Source organism: Caulobacter sp. LjRoot300 (assembly GCF_964253875.1).
Classification (GTDB): domain Bacteria; phylum Pseudomonadota; class Alphaproteobacteria; order Caulobacterales; family Caulobacteraceae; genus Caulobacter.
On record NZ_CAXUSA020000003.1, the window covers coordinates 32,636 to 55,386 of the forward strand.

At 68.7% G+C, this 22,751-nt stretch carries 26 protein-coding genes; 17 read left to right on the forward strand and 9 right to left on the reverse strand.

The features are described 5' to 3' along the window. Positions 1–54: 54 nt before the first annotated feature. A complete protein-coding gene (locus ACSQ2G_RS10420) occupies positions 55–822 on the forward strand; it encodes an SDR family oxidoreductase (RefSeq protein ID WP_436031939.1) in 768 nt (255 codons plus the stop codon). An 8-nt stretch (positions 823–830) separates the two neighbouring features. On the opposite strand, the gene ACSQ2G_RS10425 is transcribed toward ACSQ2G_RS10420, so the two are convergent. After that, entirely contained in the window at positions 831–1,682 is an 852-nt protein-coding gene (locus ACSQ2G_RS10425; protein ID WP_028041271.1) for an arginyltransferase, read from the reverse strand. A 128-nt stretch (positions 1,683–1,810) separates the two neighbouring features. Then, positions 1,811–2,710, reverse strand: a complete 900-nt coding sequence (locus ACSQ2G_RS10430; protein ID WP_436030622.1) for a flagellar motor protein MotB — start codon at positions 2,708–2,710, stop codon at positions 1,811–1,813. Positions 2,711–2,826: 116 nt separating this feature from the next. Between ACSQ2G_RS10430 and ACSQ2G_RS10435 the strand changes: the two genes are divergently transcribed. Beyond that, positions 2,827–3,681, forward strand: coding sequence for an NAD(P)-dependent oxidoreductase (locus ACSQ2G_RS10435; RefSeq protein WP_436030624.1), 855 nt, complete (start codon positions 2,827–2,829; stop codon positions 3,679–3,681). An 898-nt stretch (positions 3,682–4,579) separates the two neighbouring features. Here the strand turns inward: ACSQ2G_RS10435 and ACSQ2G_RS10440 are convergent. After that, positions 4,580–4,837, reverse strand: coding sequence for a hypothetical protein (locus ACSQ2G_RS10440; RefSeq protein ID WP_436030626.1), 258 nt, complete (start codon positions 4,835–4,837; stop codon positions 4,580–4,582). Between the two features lie 163 nt (positions 4,838–5,000). Between ACSQ2G_RS10440 and ACSQ2G_RS10445 the strand changes: the two genes are divergently transcribed. After that, positions 5,001–5,396, forward strand: coding sequence for a hypothetical protein (locus ACSQ2G_RS10445; RefSeq protein WP_436030628.1), 396 nt, complete (start codon positions 5,001–5,003; stop codon positions 5,394–5,396). 181 nt (positions 5,397–5,577) lie between these two features. On the opposite strand, the gene ACSQ2G_RS10450 is transcribed toward ACSQ2G_RS10445, so the two are convergent. The 5 genes from ACSQ2G_RS10450 to ACSQ2G_RS10470 all read right to left on the reverse strand — a co-directional run bounded on the left by ACSQ2G_RS10450 (position 5,578) and on the right by ACSQ2G_RS10470 (position 9,668). Beyond that, positions 5,578–5,967 (reverse strand): NUDIX hydrolase, encoded by a 390-nt coding sequence (locus ACSQ2G_RS10450; RefSeq protein WP_436030630.1) that lies wholly within the window; start codon positions 5,965–5,967, stop codon positions 5,578–5,580. A 203-nt stretch (positions 5,968–6,170) separates the two neighbouring features. After that, complete coding sequence (locus ACSQ2G_RS10455; RefSeq protein ID WP_436030631.1) at positions 6,171–7,265, reverse strand: serine hydrolase domain-containing protein; 1,095 nt, start codon at positions 7,263–7,265, stop codon at positions 6,171–6,173. 31 nt (positions 7,266–7,296) lie between these two features. Continuing rightward, on the reverse strand, positions 7,297–8,160 hold the full coding sequence (locus ACSQ2G_RS10460) for a helix-turn-helix transcriptional regulator (protein WP_436030633.1): 864 nt from the start codon (positions 8,158–8,160) through the stop codon (positions 7,297–7,299). A 1-nt stretch (position 8,161) separates the two neighbouring features. Next, on the reverse strand, positions 8,162–9,163 hold the full coding sequence (hemB, locus tag ACSQ2G_RS10465) for a porphobilinogen synthase (protein ID WP_436030635.1): 1,002 nt from the start codon (positions 9,161–9,163) through the stop codon (positions 8,162–8,164). Positions 9,164–9,227: 64 nt separating this feature from the next. Next, the gene (locus tag ACSQ2G_RS10470; protein WP_436030636.1) at positions 9,228–9,668 is read right to left on the reverse strand and encodes a DUF2147 domain-containing protein; all 441 of its coding nucleotides are present in this window, start codon (positions 9,666–9,668) and stop codon (positions 9,228–9,230) included. 208 nt (positions 9,669–9,876) lie between these two features. Between ACSQ2G_RS10470 and ACSQ2G_RS10475 the strand changes: the two genes are divergently transcribed. From ACSQ2G_RS10475 to hemA, 8 genes are all read left to right on the forward strand, one after another. Continuing rightward, positions 9,877–11,016 (forward strand): isobutyryl-CoA dehydrogenase, encoded by a 1,140-nt coding sequence (locus tag ACSQ2G_RS10475; RefSeq protein WP_436030638.1) that lies wholly within the window; start codon positions 9,877–9,879, stop codon positions 11,014–11,016. Positions 11,017–11,217: 201 nt separating this feature from the next. Next, a complete protein-coding gene (locus ACSQ2G_RS10480; protein WP_436030639.1) occupies positions 11,218–11,490 on the forward strand; it encodes a type II toxin-antitoxin system Phd/YefM family antitoxin in 273 nt (90 codons plus the stop codon). Further along, entirely contained in the window at positions 11,487–11,912 is a 426-nt protein-coding gene (locus tag ACSQ2G_RS10485; RefSeq protein WP_436030640.1) for a type II toxin-antitoxin system VapC family toxin, read from the forward strand. The genes ACSQ2G_RS10480 and ACSQ2G_RS10485 overlap by 4 nt, the downstream gene beginning before the upstream one ends. Beyond that, positions 11,909–12,550, forward strand: coding sequence for a histidine phosphatase family protein (locus ACSQ2G_RS10490; RefSeq protein WP_436030641.1), 642 nt, complete (start codon positions 11,909–11,911; stop codon positions 12,548–12,550). The genes ACSQ2G_RS10485 and ACSQ2G_RS10490 overlap by 4 nt, the downstream gene beginning before the upstream one ends. Continuing rightward, the gene (locus ACSQ2G_RS10495) at positions 12,547–13,599 is read left to right on the forward strand and encodes an enoyl-CoA hydratase/isomerase family protein (RefSeq protein WP_436030642.1); all 1,053 of its coding nucleotides are present in this window, start codon (positions 12,547–12,549) and stop codon (positions 13,597–13,599) included. The genes ACSQ2G_RS10490 and ACSQ2G_RS10495 overlap by 4 nt, the downstream gene beginning before the upstream one ends. Before the next feature lie 56 nt (positions 13,600–13,655). Further along, on the forward strand, positions 13,656–14,462 hold the full coding sequence (locus tag ACSQ2G_RS10500) for a class I SAM-dependent methyltransferase (RefSeq protein ID WP_436030644.1): 807 nt from the start codon (positions 13,656–13,658) through the stop codon (positions 14,460–14,462). 176 nt (positions 14,463–14,638) lie between these two features. Then, positions 14,639–15,535, forward strand: coding sequence for a 3-hydroxyisobutyrate dehydrogenase (gene mmsB / locus ACSQ2G_RS10505; protein WP_436030646.1), 897 nt, complete (start codon positions 14,639–14,641; stop codon positions 15,533–15,535). Positions 15,536–15,723: 188 nt separating this feature from the next. Continuing rightward, complete coding sequence (hemA, locus tag ACSQ2G_RS10510; RefSeq protein ID WP_436030648.1) at positions 15,724–16,950, forward strand: 5-aminolevulinate synthase; 1,227 nt, start codon at positions 15,724–15,726, stop codon at positions 16,948–16,950. A gap of 148 nt (positions 16,951–17,098) precedes the next feature. Here hemA and ACSQ2G_RS10515 read toward each other — a convergent pair whose 3' ends face one another. Then, entirely contained in the window at positions 17,099–17,539 is a 441-nt protein-coding gene (locus ACSQ2G_RS10515) for a MucR family transcriptional regulator (RefSeq protein WP_436030650.1), read from the reverse strand. A gap of 188 nt (positions 17,540–17,727) precedes the next feature. Between ACSQ2G_RS10515 and glyA the strand changes: the two genes are divergently transcribed. The 6 genes from glyA to ACSQ2G_RS10545 all read left to right on the forward strand — a co-directional run bounded on the left by glyA (position 17,728) and on the right by ACSQ2G_RS10545 (position 22,631). Then, positions 17,728–19,032, forward strand: coding sequence for a serine hydroxymethyltransferase (gene glyA, locus ACSQ2G_RS10520; RefSeq protein ID WP_436030652.1), 1,305 nt, complete (start codon positions 17,728–17,730; stop codon positions 19,030–19,032). Between the two features lie 31 nt (positions 19,033–19,063). Then, complete coding sequence (gene nrdR, locus ACSQ2G_RS10525; protein WP_028040434.1) at positions 19,064–19,537, forward strand: transcriptional regulator NrdR; 474 nt, start codon at positions 19,064–19,066, stop codon at positions 19,535–19,537. 146 nt (positions 19,538–19,683) lie between these two features. Further along, on the forward strand, positions 19,684–20,148 hold the full coding sequence (locus tag ACSQ2G_RS10530; RefSeq protein WP_436030653.1) for a 6,7-dimethyl-8-ribityllumazine synthase: 465 nt from the start codon (positions 19,684–19,686) through the stop codon (positions 20,146–20,148). Further along, entirely contained in the window at positions 20,145–20,606 is a 462-nt protein-coding gene (nusB, locus tag ACSQ2G_RS10535) for a transcription antitermination factor NusB (RefSeq protein WP_436030654.1), read from the forward strand. Before ACSQ2G_RS10530 ends, nusB begins: the two co-directional genes overlap by 4 nt. Then, positions 20,515–21,663: a thiamine-phosphate kinase gene (gene thiL / locus ACSQ2G_RS10540; protein ID WP_436030655.1), complete on the forward strand. Its 1,149-nt coding sequence runs from the start codon at positions 20,515–20,517 to the stop codon at positions 21,661–21,663. Before nusB ends, thiL begins: the two co-directional genes overlap by 92 nt. A gap of 440 nt (positions 21,664–22,103) precedes the next feature. Then, a complete protein-coding gene (locus ACSQ2G_RS10545; RefSeq protein WP_436030656.1) occupies positions 22,104–22,631 on the forward strand; it encodes a hypothetical protein in 528 nt (175 codons plus the stop codon). The last annotated feature ends 120 nt before the right edge of the window (positions 22,632–22,751 follow it).

Sequence of the window (22,751 nt, forward strand, 5' to 3'; positions counted from 1 at the left end):
CCAGCGGCTGGGCGCGCTCGGCGCCGGCCGCCATTTCTGAAGGACACCATCATGATGCAGAACCTGTTCTCCCTGAAGGGTCGCGTGGCCCTGGTCACCGGCGGCTCGCGCGGGATCGGCAAGATGATCGCCGAGGGCTTTCTCACCTATGGCGCGCGCCGGGTCTATGTCTCGGCCCGCAAGGCGGCCGCCTGCGACGCCACGGCCGAGGAGCTGTCGGCGATCGGCGAGTGCGTCTCGCTGCCGGCCGACGTCTCGACGCTGGAAGGCATCAACGGCCTGGTGGCGCGGATCGCCGAGCGCGAGGACAAGCTGGACATCCTGGTCAATAACGCCGGCGCGGCCTGGGGCGCGGCGTTCGACGAGTTCCCCGAGAGCGGCTGGGACAAGGTCGTGGACCTCAACATGAAGACGCCGTTCTTCCTGACCCAGGCCCTGATCGGCCACCTGCGGGCGGCCGGTAAGGACCACGTGGCCAAGGTGATCAACATCGCCTCGATCGACGGCCAGTCGGTGACCACGGACGAGACCTATCCCTATGGTGCGTCGAAGGCCGGCCTGCTGCACATGACCAAGCGCATGGCGCTGCGCCTGGCGGCCGACAACATCGCCGTCAGCTGCATCGCGCCGGGGGCCTTCGCGTCCGACATGAACAAGGTGGCGCGCGACCATGCCGACGCGGTGTCGAAGGCCATTCCGACAGGCCGGATCGGCACGACCGAGGACATGGCGGGTGCGGCCATCTATCTGGCCTCGCGGGCCGGGGACTATGTGACGGGGTCGGCCGTCACCGTGGACGGTGGGGTCAGCTTCGCGCGCTGACCCGGCGCTCAGGGCTTGCCCGGGCTGGGGAAGCCCCCCAGCTCGGCGGGCTCCGCGTCGCTGAGTTCGACCCCGGCGTTGGAGCCGCAGCCCACGGGCTTGGGCGGACGCGCGCCGCGCTCGCGGGCCGACATCAGGGCCCAGCCGCCGGGCTTGAGGATCTCCAGGGGCGAGAAGCGGGCCTTGTAGGCCATCTTCTCGCTGCCCGGCACCCAATAGCCCAGATAGACGTAGGGCAGGCCGTTCAGCTGGGCCTGGAGGATGTGGTCCAGGATGATGAACGAGCCCAGGCTGCGCTTGGTCAGGCTGGGGTCGTAGAAGCTGTAGACCAGCGACAGGCCGTCGGCGAGCACGTCGACCAGCACGCAGGCGATCAGGTCGCCGGGGCCGCGGTCCTGCGGGCGCAGGCGGTATTCGATCAGGTGGGTGCGGACCGCCGTGTCCTCGACCATGGCCACGTAGTCGGGCCAGGTCATCTCGGCCATGCCGCCGTCGGCGTGACGGGTCAGCAGGTAGCGGCGCAGCAGCTCGAACTGCTCCAGCGTGGCCTCGGCCTCGACCAGGTGGCGCTCCAGGTCGGTGTTGCGGGTCAGGACCTTGCGTTCCGACCGCGAGAAGACGTAGTCGGCGGCGGGGGCGCGGGCCGACTGGCAGGCGCGGCAGGTCTCGCAGGCGGGCCGGTAGGCGATGTTCTGCGAGCGGCGGAAGCCGACCTGGGTCAGGCTGTCATTGACGGTGGGGCCGTCGGACAGCGGCAGGTGGGCGAAGACCTTCCGCTCTTCGCGGCCGGGCAGGTAGGGGCAAGGCGTGGGCGCCGTGAGGAAGAAGCGCAGCTGTCGCGTCGGAAAATGCTGCGTCACGGAAAGCGTCCGATCCCTCTGGTTAGCGACCTCGCCCGGGGCGCCGGGCCGATAAGGGATTAGGCGGCATCCGCGGCGGTTGCGCAAGCTCCGCGGCGCCGCCGAGCGTCATCACGCCGCAGGCGCCCTCAAAGCCCATCGGGCAGCACCGGTTTCTCGCGCAGCAGCACGATGGAGATGCGGCGATTGCCCGCCAGGGTGGGGTCGTCCGCGTACAGCGGCTCGGAATTGGCCTTGCCCGAGACCTGGTAGATGCGGTCCTCGTCGACCCCAGCGCCGCGCAGCACCTGTCGCGAGGCGTCGGCGCGCTCGGCCGACAGCGACCAGTCGCTGTCCGAACGCTTGCCGGCCGCGCTGGCGCTGGTGTGGCCCGAGATGGTGATGCGATTGGGCAGCTGGTTGATGACCTTGGCCACGGCCCGCAGCAGGATGCGGGCGCGGTCATTGGGCTCGCGCGAGTTTTCCTTGAACATCGAGCGGCCGTCCTGGTCGATCAGCTGGATGCGCAGGCCCTCGGGAGTCTGGTCGATCATGATCTGCTTGGACAGCTCGGCCAGTTCCGGCATTTCCTGCAGCGACTGGCGCAGCGACTGGGCGGCCGAGGCGAAGCTGTCCTGCTCCTTCTTGGCCAAGGCGTCGCGCAGGGCCTGCTCGCTGGCGGAATCGAGGCTGGCCGTGGTCGAGCTCTGTCCGTCCTTGTCGGTCTGGGTGGGGGCTTCGGGCGCCATCTGCTGGACGACCGACATCTTGCCGTCGGCCTTGGCGCCGTCGTCGCCCAGCGAGGTGCCGCCCAAAATGCCGCCCGAGCCGCTGGTGGTGGACGAGATCGAGGCTGGAGCGAAATAGTCGGCGATGCCCTGCTTCTGCTCGGGGCTGGTGACGTTCAGCAGCCACATCAGCAGGAAGAAGGCCATCATCGCGGTCACGAAGTCGGCATAGGCCACCTTCCAGGCGCCGCCGTGGTGACCCCCGCCGACGACCTTCTTGACCTTCTTGATGACGATCGGCTGTTCGCCGCTGACGGCCATTGTGCTTAAGCCTGCTTAACCCTGTTCGATCGAACCTGACGGGTGGACGTTAAAATGCCGTTGCGATCGGAGCCGTGAAGGGCGATGGACGGCCGCTGCCATGAGGAGTTTCGCGGATGAAGACGGCGTTTATTGGCCTGGGCGTGATGGGCTTTCCGATGGCCGGCCACCTGCAGGCCGCCGGCCACGCGGTGACCGTGTTCAACCGCAGTCCCGACAAGGCCGCGCGCTGGGTCGAAAAGCATGGCGGCGCCAGCCGTCCGACCATCGCCGAGGCGGTGGCGGGCGCGCAACTGGTCTGCCTGTGCGTGGGCAATGACGACGATGTGCGCGACGTCGTGGCGCAGGCGCTGCCGGCCATGGGCGAGGGCGGGGTGATCGTCGACCACACCACGACCTCGGCGACGGTGGCCCGCGAGATGGAGGCCGCGGCCCGCGCCGTGGGCCGCTGGTTCGTCGACGCCCCGGTGTCGGGCGGCCAGGCCGGAGCCGAGGCCGGCCAGCTGACGATCATGGCCGGCGGCGACCCGGCCGCCTACGTCCGGGTCGAGCCGGTGCTGGCGGCCTACGCCAAGGCCATCCGCCTGCTGGGGCCGTCGGGCGCGGGCCAACTGACCAAGATGTGCAACCAGATCGCCATCGCCGGCGTGGTCCAGGGCGTGGCCGAGGCGCTGCACTTCGCCAAGCGGGCGGGCCTGCCGACCGACGACGTCCTGGCGGCGATCTCCAAGGGCGCGGCCCAGTCGTGGCAGATGGAGAACCGCTGGAAGACCATGTCGGAAGGCAAGTTCGACTTCGGCTTCGCGGTCGATTGGATGCGCAAGGACCTGGGCATCGCCCTGGCCGAGGCCGCCGCCAACGGCGCCAACCTGCAGGCCACGGCGATGATCGACGGCTTCTACGGCGAGGTGCAGGCGATGGGCGGTCATCGGTGGGACACCTCGAGCCTAGTGGCGCGGTTGGAGAAATAGGGCGGCGACCACTTGCCCCTGCGGACCGCTTCCGATGATCCTCCCCCTGTGGGGGAGGCGATCGCGCAGCGATCGGTGGGGGGAGTTTTGGGGTCGAAGATCCGGGTTGCGGCCATTGGCCGATCACTCCCCCCTCCGTCGGCTTCGCCGACACCTCCCCCACAGGGGGAGGATCTTGGATGCACGGCTTGGCCGCCTCACGCGGCTGGCCGCTGAGCTATCGGAAAGGGACGCGGAGCGCCGGACATCGTCCGGAGTTCTGTGTGTTGTTACCGTTTCGACGAAGCCGATCGCTCCGCGCGACGCGTTTTCCGCCAGCGTCCGGTAGGCAGCCCTGTTGAGGCTTAGCCGGACCCGGTCTCGATCCCTTTCGGGAGAAACCGGACGCCGGGGGCGCGGGCCTATGGGCATACTCGCGCTTTGTCCCCGTCGACGCCGACGGCGGGCGGGCTTCCCAACGATGGAAGGCCCCGGACACGCTGGAGTAACCCCCTCCAGCCCAGTCCCGCTCGATCGCCCCCCGCCGCCGCATCGGTCGCTGGCCATGCGCCCTTTCCTCGCGACGAGGTGAGAACAGGATAAGGGCGGTCTGGAAGGGTGAGGATCAAATCGGGTCGAGAAAGTTCAAGGCGTTGAAATCGCGAGGCTTTGTTCGCTGAACGCCGAGCGCAAGCCGGGGACGTGCTCTCACGGCAAGGCCTCGCCGATCGAGCCACGGCCCCCCGGGGTGAGTGCATGTCCCCAACGCCACCCACGGCGTCATCGCACTTCAGCACCAAACTCAGCGGGTCCGTTGGGGACACGCACTCACAACCAGCGCCCTGCAAACCGGCCGATGCTCTGCCGTGAGTGCGCGTCCCCGGCTGTCTCCGCGACCGGGTCCGTCAGGTCGGGGGCGCTATCGCCCCTCGATCCACAGGTTCAGCGGCTGCTTTTCCTCGTGGCGCACCAGGATCATATAGCCGACCGCGAACACCACGATCCCGGCGATCAGGCCGCCCCAGAAGCCGGCCGGGGTGGCGAACCACAGGGTCAGAGTCGAAATGACGGTGGCCAGGCCCAGCATGCACCATCGCAGGAGGATGCTGAAGCCATGATAGGTCTGCTCATGGGCCAGCAGTTCGGGTCTTCCGGTGTCGTTGAAATCGGCGTCCATGCGTCACCTCCGTTCTTGTCGAGGTCGGACCGGGCCGTCGTACGCGGCCTCGGGCCGAACACTAGGAACACCCTAGGCCCGTTCGAGGTTTCGCGCGAGGGCCTCGACCTTGACGGGCGGCGCGGGGGCGGCGCCTATGCGCGCGCGAGGGCGGGGCGCGATCATGGCGGCGAACGGCAATCTGACGGGCATCTGGCAGGGGCTCTATTCCTATCCCGGAGCGTTCTCGCCGGTCGACTTCACAGCCACCCTGATCGAGAGCGGCGCCTGGCTCAGCGGTTCGATCCACGAAACGGCGCAGGACGAGTGGGGCGACTGGTGCGAGGTGTTCGCCACCCTGCTGGGCAAGCGCGTCGGCCAGGCGGTGGCGTTCACCAAGACCTATGACGGCACGAACGGCTGGACCCACGCCGTGGCCTATGACGGCGCCCTGAGCGCCGACGCCACCGAGATCGGCGGCCAGTGGTCCATTCCCGCGGTCTGGTCGGGCAAGTTCCTGATGATCCGGCCGGAAGGGCGGCGGGCCACGATCCTGCGCGAGGCGTTCGAGCGGATCTAGGTTTCGCGCGCAAAACTGGACGCGAATGTCGGAATCCAAGAGCCGTTGTCATCCCGGAAGCCTCGCAGAGGCTGTCCGGGACCCAGGGGACTGGGCGGATGCGGTGCGGTTCACCTGGATCCCGGCCTTCCGCTTCGCTACAGCCGGGATGACAACGTTTGGGGCCTGCTAGAACCCGGATCTAGGCGGCCAACGCCGCCAGCACCGTCCTCATCAGCGGGGCCAGCACGATGTCGCCCGGCGCGGCGGGGTCGATCCAGGCCAGTTCCTCGATCTCGGCCTGGGCCACGATCCGGCCCTCGACGGTCGCCAGGTAGGTCGCCGCCCGCACGGTGAAGCCGGGCTCGTTGGCGGCCGGGGCCTCGAAGGCGCCCAGCAGGGTCGCGCCGACCAGCCGGCAGCCGATCTCCTCGTCCAGTTCGCGGGCCAGGGCGGTCAGGTCGTCCTCGCCGGGCTCGCGCTTGCCGCCCGGCTTCATGAAGATCGCCGTGCCGCGCTTGCGGACCACCAGCATGCGGCCGGCCGCGTCGCGGATCACGGCGGTGACGATGTCGATGCTGGGCGGGGTCATGCGTCCAGCCTAGCGGCGTGCGCGATTCGCGTCGCCAGGCCTGGGCGCCGTGGACGGCCAGGTGTTTAGCGTCGAGGCGCCGCCCTCGTCCTTCGACAGGCTCAGGATGAGGGCTACTGGTAAGGCGGCTGAGTAGAATTCCTCATCCTGAGCTTGTCGAAGGACGAGGAATTCGGCCCAAGACCGTCAACTGTCCGCAGCTGCTAACGCTCGACCGCCGCCAGGATGTGTTCCGTCAGCAGTTTCTCGGAAATGGCGTGCGGCTGGCGGACGCCGAAGTTGGTGGTGGTGATCACCGCCACCAGGGCCAGGTCAGGCACGATCACGACCTTGTTGCCGCCCGTGCCGCTCATCACCCAGGCCTTGTGGGCGTTGAAGGTCTGCAGCCAGATCAGATAGCCGTAGTCGGCGTCGGACCGGGCCTGGGCGTGCGGCGCCGTGGCGGCGGCGACATAGGCCGCGGACAGCACCTGCCGGCCGTTCCAGCGGCCCTGATCCAGGTAGAGCTGGCCCAGTTTCAGCAGGTCGCGGCTGCGCAGGCCCAGCCCGCCGCCGCCCTGGGCCAGGCCCAGCGGCGAGACCTGCCATTCGGGTTTCTCGATCCCCAGGGGCCCGAACAGGACCTCGTCGGCGAAGGCGGGCAGGGGCTTGCCGACCGCGCCCTGGATCACCGCGCCCAGGGTGGTGACGCCGGCGGTGCAATAGCTGAAGGCCCGGCCGTAGGGCGACGCCTCCGGCTTGGGCGACCAGGCCGGGAAGCCGCGCACCGGCAGGTCGAGATAGAAGCCGGGCCAGTCCTCGATCAGGTACATCCGCTCCTCGTTGCCGCGCGAATACTGGTTGTCGTCGTCGCATTCGGCGATCGAGCTCATGGTCAACAGGTCCTCGACCGTGACCCTGTCCTTGCGGGGATCGGGATTGGCGGCGGGCGGGCGGTCCTTGAGATAGGCCTTGATCGGGGTCGAGACGCCGGGCAGGGCGTGGCGGTCGAGGGCGGCGCCGGCCAGCATGGCGGTGACGGTCTTGGTCACCGAGCGGGTGTTGCGCCGCGCCTCGGCCCCGCCGTCGGGCTTGTCCTCGTCGTAATAGGCCTCGAACGCCAGCTTGCCGTGGCGGGCGACCAGGACGCTGGTGATCTGCTGGAACTGGCCGGCCTTGATGGCGGCCGACATGGCGTCGAGCCGGGCGGGCGACAGGCCTTCGGCGGCCGGCGCGACCGTGGGCCAGTCCGACGGCGCGGCTTGAACGGCCATCGGGACGGCCAGGAGCAAAGTGGCGGCGAGCAGCAGGGATTTCACGGGACTCTCCGGGCGGACGTGACCCCTTCGTCTAGCCGGGCGCCTGGACCGCGTCTTGGACGGGTGAAACATCCAGCGGCCGTCCGCACAGCCGTGCGAATTCGCCGGGGGTCACGCCATAGGCCCGATGGAACTGGCGGTTCAGGTGGCTCTGGTCGCAGAAGCCGGACGCCAGGGCGATCTGGCCGATCGAGGCGCGGCCGCGCATCAGCAGGTCGGCGGCCCGTTCCAGGCGGCGGGTCCGCAGGCGCTCGCCCGGCGCCGCGCCCAGCCATCGGCGATAGCCGCGGGCCAGGTGGACCGGGTGGACGCCGGCCGCGCGGGCCACGTCGGCGATGGTGATGGGCTGGTCGAAGCTGTCGGCGAGGAAGGTCTCGGCCGTGGCCAGCCACGGCGGCGGATGGTCGCCGTCGCCGATCGACGCCATCGCCTGGCCGGCCAGCTCCAGGCCCAGGCTCTCCAGGGTGACCGGGTCGGAGTCGCGGCTGAGCAGGGCGCGGGTCAGGCGCAGGGCGGCGCGGCGGGCGACCGGGCCGGTCAGGCGCAGGGCGTCGATGGCCACGCGCCTGGAGGCCTCGGAAAGCTCGCGCCAGACGGGGGGCTCGAAGCTGACCGCCAGGAAGTAGCCGCCGGCGGCGACGAAGCGGTCGCGATGGATCACGCCGGGCGGGTTGTAGACCAGTACTGGCCCCTCGGTTTCCGGCCCCCAGGCGGTGGTCAGGTAACGGCCGTGGGTGGCCAGGACGAAATGGGCGTCGTCGTGGCTGTGCTCGTGCACGTCCTCGGCGCTGGTGGTGGCCGACAGGTGGGCGAGGCGGACCTGGGGCAGGCGGCGCTCGATGGTGGGCGCGCCGTAGAACCGTCCCTGGCTGAAGGCGGTCCTCGGCGCGGCCATCTCAGCCCAGCGTCTCCGCCGCCCAGGGCGCGAAATAGCTGATGATCCCGGCCGCGCCGGCCCGCTTGAAGGCGGTCAGGCTTTCGAGGATGGCGCGCTCCTCGTCGATCCAGCCGTTCATTCCGGCGGCCTTGATCATCGCGTACTCGCCCGAAACCTGGAAGGCGTAGGTGGGCATGCGGAACTCGTCGACCAGGCGGCGCAGGATGTCCAGATAGGGCAGGCCCGGCTTGACCATCACCATGTCGGCGCCCTCGGCGATGTCGAGGGCGACCTCGCGGATCGCCTCCTCGCTGTTGGCCGGGTCCATCTGATAGGTCTTCTTGTCGCCCTGGCCGGCGGAGAGCTTGGCCGAGCCGATCGCGTCGCGATAGGGGCCGTAGAAGGCCGAGGCGTATTTGGCGGCGTAGGACATGATCATGGTGTCCTGGAAGCCGGCGCCCTCCAGGGCCGCGCGCAGCTTGCCGACGCGGCCGTCCATCATGTCGGACGGGGCCAGGATGTCGGCGCCCGCCTCCGCCTGCATCAGCCCCTGTTCGATCAGGCGCTCGATGGTCGGGTCGTTGAGGATCCTGCCGCCCTCGACCACCCCGTCATGGCCGTGGTCGGTGAACGGGTCCAGGGCCACGTCGCACATGATCCCGACCTCGGGGGCGGCGTCCTTCATGGCCTTGACGGCGCGGGGGATCACCCCCTCCGGATCGGCGGCGATCGAGCCGGCCGCGTCCTTCCGGGCGCCGTCGATGTGCGGGAAGATGGCGATAGCCGGGATGCCCAGGTCGCGAGCCCGCACGGCGGCCTTGGCGGCGTCCCTGACGCTCAGGCGCTCGACGCCGGGCATGGAGGCAACCGGGATTGTCCCTTCGCCCTCGTGCACCACCATCGACCAGATCAGGTCGGACGGCTCCAGCGTGGTCTCGCGGACCAGGCGGCGGGTCCAGTCGGCCTGGCGCAGGCGGCGCAGGCGGGTGGCGGGGTAGGGGGCGAGGGGCGGCGTGGTCATGGCCTAGGGTTTCGCGCGACGGGCGGCGCGAGGCAAGGCGGTTGGTTGCTTAAGGGCGCTCGAACTACGGGGCGTAGTTGACGTTTTCGGCGCGCGCCTGCTGGACGCCGTCGATGCGGCGCCAGACCTGGGACTTGCAGATCAGCCCGCCCAGGACGCAGCCCTTGGCCTTCATGGTGCGGCCGTCGATGAACTCGGCGGTGCCGACCAGGGTGACCTTCAGGGTCGGCACGAAGACCTTGCCGCGCATGTTGCCGTTGCGGGTCGGTTCGAAGTCGCGCAGCAGCTGCTGGCCGACCAGGGTGGTCAGGCCGCTCTTGCGCGCGTCCGCCTCGGCCTTGGGGCTGGCATAGACCACCGTGCCGCAGGTGCTGGTCCCGCAGCTCTTGATCGCGACCCGGACATTGTCCTTGGGGCCGGTCCAGATACCCAGGTCGGCCGCCTGGACCGACGACACGCTGGCAAGGGCCGCGAGGGCGGCGAAAACGGCAAAGAACTTACGCATGACAGAAAGACGACGCCTCCGATGGCCGCGATTTGATACTCGAGGACGGGCGGATCAAGGGCGGTGCGACACTTCGTTCCGACTTTTTGCGCACTGCGGCATTCAAAGTCGGCAAGTGAGATATGATTGACACAGTCGTCGGCGCGCGGCAGGTCAGCGGCCAAGAAGGCGAGGGGGTCACCCTGCCCCGCTTGGGAGGATATCGCGCATGGATTTCGCGCTCAACGACGATCAACGCGCTATCTGGGACATGGCCTCGAGCTTCGCGGCGGAACGCCTTGCCCCGCACGCCGCCGAGTGGGACGAACGCAAGCACTTTCCGGTCGACGTGCTGCGCGAGGCGGCGGGCCTGGGCTTCGCGGGCATCTATGTCCAGGACGACGTCGGCGGCAGCGGTCTGACGCGTCTGGACGCCTCGATCATCTTCGAGGCGCTGAGCTACGGCGACGTGCCGACCGCGGCCTATCTGACCATCCACAACATGGCCTCGTGGATGATCGATCGGTTCGGGTCCGACGACCTGCGCCGGCGCTACCTGCCGCGCCTGACCACCATGGAGCTGATCGCCAGCTACTGCCTGACCGAGCCCGGCGCGGGCTCCGACGCGGCCAATATGCGCACGACCGCGCGGCTGGACGGCGACCACTATGTGCTGAACGGCGGCAAGGCCTTCATCTCGGGCGGCGGGGTCTCCGACGTCTATGTGGTCATGGCCCGTACGGGCGGCGACGGGGCCAAGGGCGTGTCGGCCTTCGTGGTCGAGAAGGGGACGCCGGGCCTCAGCTTCGGGGCCAACGAGCGCAAGATGGGCTGGAACGCCCAGCCGACCGCGGCGGTGAACTTCGACGACTGCCGCGTGCCGGTCGCCAACCGCATCGGCCAGGAAGGCGAGGGCTTCCGCTTCGCCATGATGGGGCTGGACGGCGGGCGGCTGAACATCGCCTCGTGCTCGCTGGGCGGCGCCCAGTTCGCGCTCGACACGGCCAAGGCCTATCTCGAGACCCGCAACCAGTTCGGCAAGGCCCTGAAGGACTTCCAGGCCCTGCAGTTCAAGCTGGCCGACATGGCCACCGAACTGGAGGCCGCGCGCCTGATGGTCCGCAACGCCGCCCATGCCCTGGACAATCGCGACCCGCAGGCCACCAAGCTGTGCGCCATGGCCAAGCGCTTCGCCACCGACGCCGGCTTCCAGGTGGCCAACGACGCCCTGCAGCTGCACGGCGGCTACGGCTACCTGCAGGACTACCCGCTGGAGCGCATCGTCCGCGACCTGCGGGTGCACCAGATCCTGGAAGGCACCAACGAGATCATGCGGGTGATCATCGCCCGCGAGATGTTCCGCCAGTGAGGGAGGTCGAGATTCCCGTGGCTGAAGGCGTCGCTTGCGAGCGGACGTACCAGGTCGTCATTGATAGAGAGCCCAAGTCCTTGATCGCCGACGAAGTCGCGGCGCGGCAAGCGCGGCTTGACGGCAAGGGCAAGAGACCATTCCGTCGGCGCGCTCGGAATGATAGTCTGACTATATGTGGTCAGAGTTGGAGTCCTTACCATGCGTGAAGTCGGTGTGCTCGAAGCCAAGACCCATCTTTCGTCGCTGCTGGATGCGGTCGAGCGGGACGGCGAGGCCGTGACCATTACGCGCCACGGACGTGCGGTGGCGACCTTGGAGCCCGTGCGGGAACCAGGGCGCGTCCTTCCACGCAAGACGTCCGCAAAGGAACTGGTAGCTCGATTCAAGGCGCTTCGCGATTCCATCGCCGCCGCCAATCCCGATGCGGAAAACCTGACCTGGGAAGAGCTGAAACAGATGGCTCGCGAGTGAGGTCGATTGTTCTCGACGCCTCGGCCGCTCTAGCCTGGTTGCTGCCTTCGCAGGCGACTGACGCCGCGACCGCATTCCTCGACCAGGCAGACGCCATCGTCTTCGAAGCGCCCGCGATCTTCGAATGGGAAGTCTGCAATGTGCTCGTTGGCATGGCGCGGCGAGGCTTGTTGCCTGGCGAGCGCTACGAGAGGGCTTTCAGGAACTACCGTCGCCTTGATGTGCAACTTCATGCCCCGGCTATGGAAATCGAGGACTTGGCGTCTCTGGCGCGTGCGTTGCGTCTCAGCCTCTTCGACGTCTCATACTTCGCGCTCGCTCTCGACCAGGGCTGGCCCTTGGCCTCACGCGACGAGACCCTCCTGACGGTCGCCGCAGCCTGCGACTTAGAGTGTTTCGATCTGAGAGCGACTGCCAAATGATCTATCTCTGCCGCCACGGCGAAACCGAGTGGAACCGCGCGCATCGGCTGCAAGGCCAGTGCGAGTCCGACCTGACGCCGCTGGGGCGTGCCCAGGCCGGGGCGATGGCCGATCTGCTGCATGACTTGGTCCAGCGCGACGCCGCGCATCCCTGGCGGATCGTCGCCAGCCCGCTGCGGCGGGCGCGGGACACGGCCGGGATCATCGGCGCCAGGCTGGGCCTGCCGGTCGAATTCGACGACCGCCTGATGGAGCTGACGGTCGGCGCGTGGGAAGGGCGCCTGCGAACCGACCTGGCGCGCGAGCACCCGGCGCTGTTCACCGACCGGGCCTGGTTCTTCGCCGCGCCCGGCGGCGAAACCTATGGCCAGGTGACGGCGCGGGTCGGCGGCTGGCTGGCCGAGCAGGCCGCCGAGCCGGAGCGGCGGCTGATCGTGGTCAGCCACGGCATAGCCGGCCGCCTGCTGCGCGGCGCCTATGCGGGCCTGTCGCCGGCCCAGACCCTGGAGCAGGACGTGCCGCAGGATGCGATCTATCGGCTGAGCGACGGCCGGATCGACCGCCTCGACTGCGAACCGGTCGAAGACCCCGAACGCGCCAAGGACGTTGCCAAGGAAGCCGCCAAGGAAGCCGTATGACCGACCAACCCGAAGTCCTTGTCCGCGTCCAGAAGAACGTCGGCCGGCTGACCCTGAACCGGCCCCAGGCGCTGCACGCCCTGACCCAGACCATGTGCGAGACGATGATCGGCGCGCTGCTGGACTGGCGGGACGATCCGGAGATCTACATGGTCGTGATCGACCATGCCGGCGAACGCGGCTTCTGCGCCGGCGGCGACATCCGCATGCTGGCCCGCAGCGGCGCGGGCGACGCCAAGGAGGCGCGGGCCTTCTTCCACACCGAGTACCAACTGAACCACCTGCTGTTCACCTACGACACGCCGGTGGTCGCCCTCCTGGACGGGGTGGTGATGGGCGGCGGGGTCGGCATCTCGATGCCGGCCCACTACCGGATCGCCACCGAGCGGACGACCTTCGCCATGCCCGAGACCGGCATCGGCCTGTTCCCCGACGTGGGCGGCGGCTGGTACCTGCCGCGCCTGCCGGGCAAGGCGGGGCTGTGGCTGGCCCTGACCGGGGCGCGGATCAAGGGCGCGGACTGCCTGCGGCTGGGGATCGCCACCCATTTCGTCGAGTTCGGCGCTGTCGAGGGGCTGAAGAAGGCGATCATCGCCGACCCCCGCCGCATCGAGGAGACGCTGAAGAAATACCGCGCCGACGCCGGCAAGGCGCCGCTGGTCAGCTTCGAGCAGGATCTCAACCGCCTGTTCGTCGGCGACAGCGTCGAACAGATCTTCGAGTTCCTGGAGGCCGACAGCAGCGACTGGGGCAAGGCCCAGCTGGCGACGATGAAGACCAAGTCGCCCCAGACCCTGAAGGTCGCCTTCCGGCAGCTGGAGGCGGGGGCGGCGATGACCGACTTCGCCGACAACATGGCCATGGAATATCGGATCGGCTCGCGGGTGGTCCGGCGGCACGATTTCCTTGAGGGCGTGCGGGCTGTGATCGTCGACAAGGATAACGCGCCGAAATGGGATCCGGCCAAGCTTGAAGATGTGTCCGACGCCATGTTGGATGAGATTTTCGCGCCGCTCCCGGCTGATCAGGAGTGGTCGCCGCTGACGTAGCGTGATTGCTGCGCTAGCTTGCCCGCAACGAGAAGACGCCGTCGGAAGGAATACCCATGCGTAAGCCGCTACTCAGCCTCGTCGCCGTGCTCGCCCTGGCGGGCTGCGCCACGACTCCGATGGGCCCCGCGGCGGCGCCGCCGCCTCCGCCGGCCGACGCGCCCGCCGCGATTCCCGCCAACATCGCCGTGGCCCTGTCCGATTCGAAGCGCCCGGCCGCCGACATGGTCCGCGACGAGAACCGCCTGCCGGGCCAGACCCTGGCCTTCGCCGGCGTCAAGCCGGGCGCCAAGGTCGCCGACCTGATTCCCGGCGGCGGCTATTTCACCCGCATCCTGTCCAAGGCCGTCGGGCCGCGCGGCCACGTTTACGCCTATGTGCCGGACGAACTGACCAAGCTGGCCAAGCGCGAGCCGGCCGTGACGGCCATCGCCCGGGACCCGGCCTACAAGAACGTGTCGGTGATCCTCAACACCCTGCCCAACTTCGCCACGCCGGAGAAGCTGGACCTGGTGTTCACGGCCCAGAACTACCACGACATGCACGACAAGTTCATGGGGCCGGCCGACCTGTCGGTGGTCAACCGCCAGATCTTCCGGGCCCTGAAGCCGGGCGGCGTCTATCTGGTGCTCGACCACTCGGCCGAACCGGGCTCGGGCCTGCGCGACACCGAGACCCTGCACCGGATCGATCCCGAGGCGGTCAAGCGCGAGGTGACCGCCGCCGGCTTCATCTTCGAGGGCGAAAGCCGGGTGCTGCGCGACCGGTCCGACACCCGCAAGCTCAGCGTTTTCGACCCGTCGATCCGCGGCAAGACCGACCAGTTCATCTACAAGTTCCGCAAGCCGGCCGGGGCGCGGTAGGGGCGCTTTGCGTCCTTCGAGGCCCGCTGCGCGGGCGCCTCAGGAAGAGGTGCGCTGTTGCTGAATTCCTCATCCTGAGGTGCGCAGCGAAGCGAAGCCTCGAAGGACGCAGCGAGTTAAACACAACCATAAGAACCGCGCCCATGAGGCGCGGTTCGCATTTGGGAGCAACCAACATGACCCGCATCGCCTTCATTGGCCTGGGCAACATGGGCGGCGGCATGGCCGCCAACCAGGCCAAGGCCCAGCATCATGTCCGCGCCTTCGACCTGTCGGCGGCGGCGCTGGACAAGGCTGCGGTCGCCGGCTGCCATCCGGCGGGCTCGGTGGCCGAGGCGGTGGCCGACGCCGAGGTGGTGATCACCATGCTGCCGGCCGGACCGCACGTGCGGAGTGTCTACGGCGAGCAGGTGCTGGCCCACGCGCCCAAATCGGCCCTGCTGATCGACTGCTCGACCATCGACGTCGACAGCGCCCGGGGCGTGGCCGGGCAGGCGAAGGCCGCGGGCTTCCGGTTCGCCGACGCCCCGGTGTCGGGCGGGATCATGGCCGCCGAGGCCGGGACCCTGGCCTTCATGGTCGGCTGCGACGCCAACGACTTTCCGGCCGTCGAGGCGGCGCTGGCGCCGATGTCCCGCGTGACGATCCATGCCGGCGACCACGGGGCGGGCCAGGCGGCCAAGATCTGCAACAACATGCTGCTGGGCGTATCGATGCTGGGAACCTGCGAGGCCTTCGCCCTGGCCGAGAAGCTGGGCCTGGCCGCCGACCGATTCTTCGAGATCGCCAGCAAGTCGTCGGGCCAGTGTTGGTCGGTGTCGAGCTATTGCCCGGTCCCGGGCGTGGGCCCCTCCACGCCCGCCGATCGCGCCTACGAGGGCGGCTTCGCCACGGCGATGATGCTCAAGGACCTGAAACTGGCCCAGGAAGCCGCCGCCAGGGCGGGCGCTTCCACCCCGATGGGCGCCCAGGCCGAGGCCCTCTACGCCCTGTTCGACGCCAACGGCTTCAGCGGCAAGGATTTCTCGGCCGTGCTGCAGATGCTGCGCGGCAAAATCGCCGACCTGAACTGAACCGTTTGGCGGATCCGTCGCCAGGGTGTTCACTCCAGGTGTTCATTGGCGCGATCGGCATGTCCAATCGCGTAGTTCGACACGATAGGTAAACGCACCTATGTGGACAGCGTGCGTCGCCGGTGCGAAAAGCCGAGCCTTGAGAAGGGACCGGTCGGACTCGTCGAAGTCCGTCGGATGAAGTGACCATGGACTACAAAGCCGCGTTCCGCAGTGTCGTCGACCAGATCCGCGACGAAGGCCGCTACCGGGTGTTCGCCGACATGAAGCGCCATCGCGGCGCCTTTCCGCGCGCCACCTGGACCCGTCCGGACGGCGGCGAGAGCGAGATCGTGGTCTGGTGCTCGAACGACTATCTGGGCCAGGGCCAGAATCCCGTGGTGCTGGACGCCATGCACGCGGCGATCGACCAGCACGGCTCCGGCTCGGGCGGCACGCGCAACATCTCGGGCACCAACCACCACCATGTCGAGCTGGAGGCCGAGCTGGCCGACCTGCACGGCAAGGAAGCGGCCCTGCTGTTCACCTCGGGCTATGTCTCCAACGAGGCCAGCCTGTCGGCGCTGCAGAAGATCCTGCCGGGCCTGATCATCTTCTCCGACGCCCAGAACCACGCCTCGATGATCGCCGGCATCCGCAACGGCGGCTGCGAGCGGCACATCTTCCGCCACAACGACCTGGCGCACCTCGAGCAGCTGCTGGCCGCCGCCCCGGCCGATGCGCCCAAGCTGGTCGCTTTCGAGAGCGTCTATTCCATGGACGGCGACATCGCCGACATGGCGGGCACCGTGGCCCTGGCCAAGCGGTACGGCGCGATGACCTATCTGGACGAGGTCCATGCCGTGGGCATGTACGGCCCGCGCGGCGGCGGCGTGGCCGAGCGCGACGGCCTGATGGACCAGATCGACATCATCGAGGGCACGCTGGGCAAGGCCTTCGGCGTGATGGGCGGCTACATCACCGGCGACGCGGTGGTGGTCGACGCCATCCGCCTGGTCGCCTCGGGCTTCATTTTCACCACCTCGCTGCCGCCGGCCCTGACCGCCGGGGCGCTGGCCAGCGTGAAGTACCTGAAGGCGCACCCGGAGGTTCGCGAGGCCCACCAGGAGCGCGCCCAGACGCTGAAGGCGATGTTCAAGGCGGCAGGCCTGCCGGTGATGGACAACGACAGCCACATCGTCCCGGTGCTGGTCGGCGACCCCGTCCACTGCAAGATGATCAGCGACATGCTGCTGGCCGACCACGGCGTCTATGTGCAGCCGATCAACTACCCCACCGTGCCGCGCGGCACCGAGCGCCTGCGCTTCACCCCCACGCCGTTCCACACCGACGACATGATGCGCAAGCTGGTCGGGGCGATGGAAAAGCTCTGGGCCCACTGCAACGTGGCCCGCATGGGCGGCCACGCGGCTTAGGTTTCAAATCCTCCCCCTGTGGGGGAGGTGTCGGCGAAGCCGACGGAGGGGGGAGTGATCGGCCGATAGCCGGTCCTACGATCTCCGCTCCTAAAACTCCCCCCAACGATCGCTGCGCGATCGCCTCCCCCATAGGGGGAGGGGTAGGTCAGCGCCCCCGCATCTTCCCCTTGCCCAGGCCGATCGACTTGGCGAAGTCGGAGCGGCGCTCGGCGTAGGCCGGGGCCACCATCGGATAGTCGCCGGGCAGCGACCATTTGCGGCGGTATTCCTCGGGGCTCATGTCGTAGTGGGTGCGCAGGTAGCGCTTGAGCATCTTCAGCTTCTTGCCGTCTTCCAGGCAGACGATGTAGTCGCGCTGCACCGACCGCGAGACCGGCACGGCGGGCTTGTTGCGCTCGGCGGGCTGTTGTTCGGCCTGGGCGCCGGCGAGGGAGGACAGGGCGCCGTGGACCGAGCGGATCAGCTCCGGGATCGCCGTGCGGGCCACCGTGTTCTGGGCCACGTAGGCGGCCACGATCGACGCGCTGAGGCCCAGAATATCGACGTCGTCGCCATGGTTTTCCGCCTCGCCGTACGCCGTCGCCATACTCTTTCCGCCCTGTCTTCGATTTGCCTGGAGGTCGCCAAAACGCCTGGCCGCCGGTTCTACCGGCGCCGCTTCCTTGGCAACGCCCCGGCTCGGGATGAGGTTCCCGGATTGATCGTGGCGCGAAGGGGGGTAAAGAGAGCGCGACCGAACTCGCCCGAGTCCGACCTATCGACAGGAGAGCGTCCATGACCGCACCGGCCAGCAACATCACCGCCGACAAGAGCGCCTTCTTCGGGGCGGACCTGGCCGCGGCCGACCGCGACATCTTCGATCGCATCGGCCTGGAGCTGAACCGCCAGCAGAACCAGATCGAGCTGATCGCGTCCGAGAACATCGTCTCGCGCGCCGTGCTGGAGGCCCAGGGCTCGATCCTGACTAACAAGTACGCCGAGGGCTACCCGGGCAAGCGCTACTACGGCGGCTGCGAATATGTCGACGAGATCGAGACCATCGCCATCGAGCGCGCCAAGGCGCTGTTCGGGGCCGGCTTCGCCAACGTCCAGCCGCACTCGGGCTCGCAGGCCAACCAGTCGGTGTTCATGTCGCTGCTGCAGCCGGGCGACACCTTCCTGGGCATGGACCTGGCCGCCGGCGGCCACCTGACCCACGGCAGCCCGGCCAACCAGTCGGGCAAGTGGTTCAAGCCGGTGTCCTACACCGTGCGCCAGCAGGACCAACTGATCGACTACGACGCCGTCGAGGAGATCGCCCAGCGCGAGAAGCCCAAGCTGATCATCGCCGGCGGCAGCGCCTACAGCCGCCAGATCGACTTCGCCCGCTTCCGCCAGATCGCCGACGCGGTCGGCGCCTATCTGATGGTCGACATGGCCCACTTCGCGGGCCTGGTGGCCGGCGGGGTGTTCCCCAGCCCGATCCCCCACGCCCACGTGGTCACCACCACCACCCACAAGACCCTGCGCGGCCCGCGCGGCGGCATGGTGCTGACCAATGACGAGGCGATCATCAAGAAGGTCAATTCGGCGGTGTTCCCCGGCCTGCAGGGCGGTCCGCTGGAGCACGTGATCGCCGCCAAGGCCGTGGCCTTCGGCGAGGCGCTGCAGCCGTCGTTCAAGGCCTATGCCCAGCAGGTGATCGACAACGCCCGGGCGCTGTCCGAGGCCCTGCAGACCCAAGGGGTCAACATCGTCTCGGGCGGCACCGACAGCCACCTGATGCTGGTCGACCTGCGGCCCAAGGGCGTGACCGGTCGCGACGCCGAGCACAGCCTTGAGCGCGCCCACATGACCTGCAACAAGAACGGCGTGCCGTTCGACACCGCGCCGTTCACCGTCACCTCCGGCATCCGCCTGGGCACGCCGGCCGGCACCACCCGCGGCTTCGGGACGGCCGAGTTCACCCGCGTCGGCCAACTGATCGGCGAGGTCGTCAACGGCCTGGCGATCAACGGCGCTGACGGCAATGCCGAGGTCGAGGCCAAGGTGCGCGAGGAAGTCCTGGCCTTGACGGCAAGGTTCCCGATCTACAACTAATAGGCCTGCATCAGGCGGGAGGGCCTAGATCATGCGCTGCCCGTTCTGCGGCCACATGGAAAGCCAGGTGAAGGACAGCCGCCCGTCGGAAGACGGGGCGGCGATCCGTCGTCGCCGGCTGTGTCCGGAGTGCGGCGGCCGCTTCACCACCTTCGAGCGGGTGCAGCTGCGCGAGCTGACCATCGTCAAGCGTTCGGGCCGCCGCTCGCCCTTCGACCGCGAGAAGCTGGTGCGCTCGATCTCGATCGCCACGCGCAAGCGGCCGGTCGATCCGGAGCGGGTGGAGCGGATGGTCAACGGCATCGTCCGGCAGCTGGAAAGCCAGGGCGAGACCGAGCTGCCGTCGTCGGCGGTGGGCGAAATGGTCATGAAGGCGTTGAAGTCGCTCGATGACGTCGCCTATGTCCGCTACGCCTCGGTCTATCGCGATTTCCGGGAAACCAGCGATTTCGCGAAGTTTCTTGGCCAGGAAGGCCTCAGTGACGTCGCCGAGGACGAGCTATAGGCGCATTCTGTGATTCGGCTTCGGCGGCGAAGCTGGCCTTCTAAGATTTGGTTTCGGCGGCGAAGCCGCCGGGGCTACGATTCGATTTGGCGACGGCGCCGTTTGGTGCGAAGTGACCTGCCCCGTCGAGGAGAAGTCAAAGGACTATGGTGGAAGACAAGATTCGCCTGCTGATCGTGGAGGCCCGGCGCTATTCGGGGCTTTCCGACGCGTTGCTGCAAGGTGCGGCGCAGGCGATCGACGCCCAGGGCGCCGAGTACGACGTGATCACCGTGTCCGAGGCGATGCAGATCCCCGCCGCCATCGCCCTGGCCGAGGAAGCCGGTCATCGGCCGGTCGGCGTGCGCTATGACGGGTTCGTGGCGCTGGGCGTCATCATCCGCGGCGAGACCTATCATTCCGAGGTCATGGCCAACGAGACCGCGCGCGGCCTGAACGACCTGTCGTTCGGCAAGCGCCTGGCCATCGGCTATGGCGTCGTCAATGTCGACGAGGAGGACCAGGCCTGGACCCGGGCCCGCGCCTCGGAAGGCGACCGCGGCGGCAAGGCCGCCCAGCAGTGCTTGGAGATCGTCGGCCTGAAGCGTCAGTTGCTGGGACAAGCACGATGAGTCGAGGCGACCGCATCCAGCCCCGCTCGGTGGCCCGCCTGGCCGCCGTCCAGGCCCTGTACCAGATGGAAGTCTCCGGCGTCGGCGTCGACGCGGTGGTCCGCGAGTTCGCCGAGCACCGCTTCGACCGCGACGTCGACGGACCGGACGGCGACCGCCTGGCCCAGGCCGACGAGACCTTCTTCGCCGAGCTGGCCAAGGGCGTCGTCGCCCACCAGGCCGCCGTCGACCAGGCCATCGTCCGCAGACTGGCCTCGGGCTGGAAGCTGGAGCGCCTGGACGCCACGGCCCGCGCGGTCCTGCGCTCGGGGGCCTACGAGCTGATGCACCGGCCCGACGTGCCGAAAGAGGTGGTGATCGACGAATATGTCGAGATCGCCAAGTCGTTCTTCGAAGGACCGGAATCCGGTTTCATCAACGGCGCCCTGGACGCCATCGCGCGTGACGCCAGACGCTGACGACGACTGGTTCGACGAGCCGACGGCGCAGGCGCCGGCGGTCGACGACGCTTGGTTCGACGAAGCCGCGACACCCGCCGCGGCGCCGCCGGTCGACGAGTTCGGCCTGATCGAGCAACTGCTGCGGCCGCTGACCCGCGGCGACCCGGCGGCGTTGAGCCTGTTGGACGACGCGGCCGTTCTGCCCTCGCGTCCCGGCTACGACCTGGTGATCACCAAGGACGCCATGGTGGCCGGCGTGCACTTCCTGGCCGGCGAGGAGCTGGACGTGGTGGCCAAGCGGCTACTGCGCACCAACCTGTCAGACCTGGCCGCCAAGGGCGCGGTTCCCTACGGCTATTTCCTGGCGGTGGGCTGGCCCTCGGGCACCACCCTGACTGACCGCGAGACCTTCGCCCGCGGCCTGGCCGAGGACGGCGAGCTGTACGACGTCAGTCTGCTGGGCGGCGACACGGTCACCACCTCGGGCCCGATGGTGGTCTCGGCCACCTTCCTGGGCTGGGTCCCCAGCGGCGACGCGGTGCTGCGCAAGGGCGCGCGGGTCGGCGACCGGCTGATGGTCAGCGGCACGATCGGCGACGGCTGGCTGGGCCTGCTGGCCCACTGGGGCGAGGTCGAGGATCCGGACGGCGGCCTGGTGCGCCGCTATCGCCTGCCGCCGCCGCGCCTGGCGATCCGCGACGCTCTGCGCGCCTACGCCCGCGCCGCCGCCGACGTCTCCGACGGCCTGCTGGCCGACGCCGCCCACGTGGCCAAGGCCAGCGGCCTGCGGGTCAAGGTCGACCTGGACCGCCTGCCGTTGTCGCCCGGCGCCCGCCACTGGCTGGGCGCCCAGCCGGAAGCCGGCGAGGCCCGGATGTCGCTGGCCTCGGGCGGCGACGACTACGAGATCGTCTGCGCCGTCGACCCCACCGACGTAGCCGCCTTCCAGGCCGCCGCCATGGCCGCCGGCGTCCCCGTGCGCGACATCGGCGAGTTCGTGGAAGGCGAGGGGATCTGCGCCCTGTTCAAGGGCAAGGACATCACCCCGGAGCGGCTGGGCTGGCTGCACGGGTAGCCGTTTCGATCGGCAAGGCGCTGATCTTAAAGTTGATTTTCTGAAGTCTGCAATCTCTGTGGCGTGGGGTGCGGCCGTTCAGCGCCGTAAGCTCAGCCAGGGGCTTGCGATGATAAGGCGGTTTATCTACGCGGTCGTCGCGGGCTCGGTGATTGCAACCAGCAGCGCCGCGGCGCCCCAGAGCGATGCGGAGATCCGCAAGGCGATCATCCAGGCTTCGATCAACAGCTACTCGGGAAGCTGTCCTTGCCCATACAACGCCATGCGCAACGGTGCTGCGTGCGGCGGGCGGAGCGCTTGGAGCAAACCGGGCGGCTACGCGCCCAAGTGTTATCCCTCCGATGTTTCGAAGGAAGAGGTCGAGGCCCATCGGCGATCCGGGTTCTAGGCGACAGCGTCCGGAAACCAAACCTCAAGCCTTCCCGGTTAAAAGGGCGGAGATGACCCGTCCTTCGCCCGTCGCCCGCCGCGCCTTCCTGACCGCCTCGCTGACCCTGCTGGCGACGCCGGCCCTGGCGCGTTCGGCCAAGAAGGAGAAGAAGGGCGGCAAGGAAGGCGAGGGCGAGGAAGCGCCCGATCCGGTGATCAAGCTGCAGTCGATGGCCCTGCCGATCATCGCGGCTGGCAAGCTGGTCAACTACGTCTTCGTGCAGATGACCGTCACCCTGAAGCCCGGCGTGCTGGTCACGGTGTTCGAGGGCAAGGAGCCGCTGCTGCGCGACGCCATCGTCCGCGAGGCCCACAGCAGGCCGTTCCTGCGCCCCGACAGCTACGTCGCCCTCGACGAGGCCCGGCTGAAGGCCTCGGTGCTGCGCGAGGTCAACGGCCTGATCGGGCCGGGCAAGGTGGCGCTGGTGACGGTGGTCAAGCAGACGCCGCGCAACTTCATGGCGCCGCCGCCCAAGCCCGGGACGGCCAAGCCGGCGCAGGGCCCCGCGCCGGCCGGCGACTCCGATCTCGTCCCCTAGCGTTCTGCAAGCGCCCAAGGCCGCCGATGCCGCCGCAAGCCTGGCTGAACGCCGTTCCCGCAAGCGGTTGACACCCTGCGTCCATTTGGCACTGTCCATCCCTTGGCGCCGACCCGGCGT

Bases quoted from the DNA above. Each gene is read 5' to 3' on its own strand.
- ACSQ2G_RS10420 (WP_436031939.1), top strand. From the start codon at position 55: ATGCAGAACCTGTTCTCCCTGAAGGGTCGCGTGGCCCTGGTCACCGGC.
- ACSQ2G_RS10430 (WP_436030622.1), bottom strand. From the start codon at position 2,710: ATGGCCGTCAGCGGCGAACAGCCGATCGTCATCAAGAAGGTCAAGAAG.
- ACSQ2G_RS10435 (WP_436030624.1), top strand. From the start codon at position 2,827: ATGAAGACGGCGTTTATTGGCCTGGGCGTGATGGGCTTTCCGATGGCC.
- ACSQ2G_RS10440 (WP_436030626.1), bottom strand. From the start codon at position 4,837: ATGGACGCCGATTTCAACGACACCGGAAGACCCGAACTGCTGGCCCAT.
- ACSQ2G_RS10445 (WP_436030628.1), top strand. From the start codon at position 5,001: ATGGCGGCGAACGGCAATCTGACGGGCATCTGGCAGGGGCTCTATTCC.
- ACSQ2G_RS10450 (WP_436030630.1), bottom strand. From the start codon at position 5,967: ATGACCCCGCCCAGCATCGACATCGTCACCGCCGTGATCCGCGACGCG.
- ACSQ2G_RS10460 (WP_436030633.1), bottom strand. From the start codon at position 8,160: ATGGCCGCGCCGAGGACCGCCTTCAGCCAGGGACGGTTCTACGGCGCG.
- hemB (WP_436030635.1), bottom strand. From the start codon at position 9,163: ATGACCACGCCGCCCCTCGCCCCCTACCCCGCCACCCGCCTGCGCCGC.
- ACSQ2G_RS10470 (WP_436030636.1), bottom strand. From the start codon at position 9,668: ATGCGTAAGTTCTTTGCCGTTTTCGCCGCCCTCGCGGCCCTTGCCAGC.
- ACSQ2G_RS10475 (WP_436030638.1), top strand. From the start codon at position 9,877: ATGGATTTCGCGCTCAACGACGATCAACGCGCTATCTGGGACATGGCC.
- ACSQ2G_RS10480 (WP_436030639.1), top strand. From the start codon at position 11,218: ATGCGTGAAGTCGGTGTGCTCGAAGCCAAGACCCATCTTTCGTCGCTG.
- ACSQ2G_RS10490 (WP_436030641.1), top strand. From the start codon at position 11,909: ATGATCTATCTCTGCCGCCACGGCGAAACCGAGTGGAACCGCGCGCAT.
- ACSQ2G_RS10495 (WP_436030642.1), top strand. From the start codon at position 12,547: ATGACCGACCAACCCGAAGTCCTTGTCCGCGTCCAGAAGAACGTCGGC.
- ACSQ2G_RS10500 (WP_436030644.1), top strand. From the start codon at position 13,656: ATGCGTAAGCCGCTACTCAGCCTCGTCGCCGTGCTCGCCCTGGCGGGC.
- mmsB (WP_436030646.1), top strand. From the start codon at position 14,639: ATGACCCGCATCGCCTTCATTGGCCTGGGCAACATGGGCGGCGGCATG.
- hemA (WP_436030648.1), top strand. From the start codon at position 15,724: ATGGACTACAAAGCCGCGTTCCGCAGTGTCGTCGACCAGATCCGCGAC.
- ACSQ2G_RS10515 (WP_436030650.1), bottom strand. From the start codon at position 17,539: ATGGCGACGGCGTACGGCGAGGCGGAAAACCATGGCGACGACGTCGAT.
- glyA (WP_436030652.1), top strand. From the start codon at position 17,728: ATGACCGCACCGGCCAGCAACATCACCGCCGACAAGAGCGCCTTCTTC.
- nrdR (WP_028040434.1), top strand. From the start codon at position 19,064: ATGCGCTGCCCGTTCTGCGGCCACATGGAAAGCCAGGTGAAGGACAGC.
- ACSQ2G_RS10530 (WP_436030653.1), top strand. From the start codon at position 19,684: ATGGTGGAAGACAAGATTCGCCTGCTGATCGTGGAGGCCCGGCGCTAT.
- nusB (WP_436030654.1), top strand. From the start codon at position 20,145: ATGAGTCGAGGCGACCGCATCCAGCCCCGCTCGGTGGCCCGCCTGGCC.
- thiL (WP_436030655.1), top strand. From the start codon at position 20,515: ATGTCGAGATCGCCAAGTCGTTCTTCGAAGGACCGGAATCCGGTTTCA.
- ACSQ2G_RS10545 (WP_436030656.1), top strand. From the start codon at position 22,104: ATGACCCGTCCTTCGCCCGTCGCCCGCCGCGCCTTCCTGACCGCCTCG.